This window comes from Micromonospora sp. ATCC 39149 (assembly GCF_000158815.1).
GTDB lineage: Bacteria > Actinomycetota > Actinomycetes > Mycobacteriales > Micromonosporaceae > Micromonospora.
Genome location: NZ_GG657738.1, coordinates 134,227 through 136,470, shown reverse-complemented (window position 1 = coordinate 136,470; position 2,244 = coordinate 134,227). Strand labels below are relative to the sequence as shown.

At 69.4% G+C, this 2,244-nt stretch carries 1 protein-coding gene and 3 pseudogenes; all 4 read right to left on the bottom strand.

The window, feature by feature from the left end; all coding sequences use genetic code 11:
* Positions 1-462, bottom strand: a pseudogene (locus MCAG_RS34195) (Tn3 family transposase); the annotation flags it as partial.
* A 412-nt stretch (positions 463-874) separates the two neighbouring features.
* A pseudogene (locus tag MCAG_RS34190) lies at positions 875-1,309 on the bottom strand (DUF4158 domain-containing protein); the annotation flags it as partial.
* 134 nt (positions 1,310-1,443) lie between these two features.
* A pseudogene (locus tag MCAG_RS35990) lies at positions 1,444-1,602 on the bottom strand (integrase core domain-containing protein); the annotation flags it as partial.
* Positions 1,603-1,668: 66 nt separating this feature from the next.
* Complete coding sequence (locus MCAG_RS00540; RefSeq protein WP_007071053.1) at positions 1,669-2,019, bottom strand: helix-turn-helix domain-containing protein; 351 nt, start codon at positions 2,017-2,019, stop codon at positions 1,669-1,671.
* Positions 2,020-2,244 lie beyond the last annotated feature (225 nt).

The window sequence follows — 2,244 nt, the reverse complement described above, 5'->3', positions numbered from 1 at the left end:
GTAGCCGACCCACTTCGTCGGCACGAACCCCACCGGAGCGCCGGCCGGGACCTTGCGGGCGCCCGTGGCGTACAGCCCAACCAGCATGCTCACCGCCTGCAACAGCTCCTCGGTACCCGGGCCGCCGGCGAACTGCACCGCAGCCAGCACGGCCGGGGCGAACTGGCGCAGGTACGACATCGACGCGTCCAGCATGCTCAGCTGGCCGTGATCACGCGGCAGCCGCTCGCGGCGCTCGGCCCACGCCGTCCGCATCCGGTCCATGCCGATCCGGGTGCGCAGCATGCTGCCAATCTGCTCGTCGCCGATTCCGGTGTCGAGCACGACGGCCAGGATCTCGTCCAGCAGCGCCTGCCGGTTCTCCCCACCCTTGGCCCGCTCGGCCAGGGCCTCGGCGACCTTCTGCTTCGCCGCCGCCTCCCGGCCGCTGATCGCCTGGTCGAACAGCAGCAGCGTCTTCAACGGCCGACTGCGCCAATAGCGTCAGCAGGATCGGGTACCGGCGCTCCGGCTCACGCCGCTGCAACGCCTGCCCGGTCAACCGCCGTCCGATTCCAGCCAGGAACCGGCGCCGCTCCGTCGGCAGCATCGACAAATCCAGCGTGTGCGCGTCGAGGCGCCGCAGGTAGGCCAGTTTCTCCAGCTCGGCCTTCACCGCGGCCGGGCTCGACGACGTCGGGCCCACACCCAGCCAGGCCAGCGGGGTTCGGCCCAAATAAGCGTCCGGGACCAGCAACAGGTCCAGCTCGGCGCACCGCCGGTCGGTCAGCAGGTGCCGCACCCGCGACCACGTCTCCGTCCGAGCGCGGGCCCGGGCCGCGGCCACCCGGCGCAGCAGCAGGATCACCCCCGGCCGGATCACCCGCGACGACAGCAGATACTCACAGGCCAGCCGGAACAGCAACTTCGGCGAGTCGTGCTCCATCGCCCGGGCGAACAGGAACTCGTCGAGATCCTTCCACTCGGCAGAGTCCATCGACCGCCAGCCGGCGTAGCCGGCCACCTCCCGCAGATAATCCGTACGGGTCTGCTCCCGCTCGCCGTACCCGCGTAGCTCACCCATCGCGATCCCGAGCCGCTGCGACAACCGGCCCACCGCAGCCGCCGGCGCCGCCGACACCTCATCGGGTACGAACCCGAGCCACGGCAGGGTGCACAGCTGGACCGCCACACCCAGCACGTTGCGGCCGGTACGGAACTGACGCACGAACGCCTCGTCCGCACCGATCAACGTGAAGTACCGGATCAGCTCCGCCCGGTTGATCTCCGGAAAGCCCCGAAGCCGCGCCAGTTCCTCCGCCGAGAACACATCCTGAGTCGCCACGAACCCACCACCCGAGCATCGACCGTCACCGAACGGGACGGGACGCTACGGCCGGGTGGAGAGCTTGATCAACCCTCAGTTCTTAGCGTTGTTTTTGGTCTGAAACTACGGGCGGGCCTGAAGGGTTGGGCGTAGGCCCATTCGTCGAGCAGGGTGCGGTTGAAGCGTTCGGCTTTGCCGTTGGTCTGTGGTCGGTAGCGGCGGGTGAAGCGGGCGGTGGCGCCGAGGTCGGTCAGAGCCTGGTGCCAGGCGCGGCCGCGACGGTAGGCCAGAGCGTGCTGCTTGCACGTGCACGCTGACCGTGCCGCGCATGTGCCGTTCCAGCAGCTCCGATTCAAGCGCGGTCAGCGACATCCCCCCGCGGGCAGATTCTCGTGCGCCCACCGCGCCAAGGCGTCCAACGCCGGCAGCAGCGCCGCACCCCGCTCGGTCAGCTCGTAACTCACCCCCAGCGGCGGACCCTCCCGCACCGTACGGCTGACCAACCCCACCCGGGCCAGCTCACCCAACCGGTCCGACAGCACCGACTCACTGATCCCCGGCAACGCCCGCGCCAACTCCGCGAACCCCGCCGGCCCCTGCCCCAACGTGCCCAGCAACATCCCGTTCCACCGCTTGCCGAGAAACGCGAACGCCCGCGTCAGCCCCCCGTCACACGCACGGGGGGCTTCATCGGCAGGGGAGCGCAGCGTCATGCCCCCAGAGTACGTGGCCTCCACCCCGACCACAGCAGCTTTGAAAAAGCTAGCTGCTACTGTAGGCGTAGCAAAGCACCCCGACCCGTGGAGGACACCATGACCGACACCGCCACAACGCACCTCATCACCCTGCACCCCGACGCCCAGGCCCAACTGTTCACCGACGCTCACACCGCCAACACCTTCACCGACGAACCCGTCACCGACGAACACCTGCGCGCC

Coding starts and splice junctions, on each gene's coding strand:
- MCAG_RS00540 (WP_007071053.1), bottom strand. CDS start 2,019: ATGACGCTGCGCTCCCCTGCCGATGAAGCCCCCCGTGCGTGTGACGGG.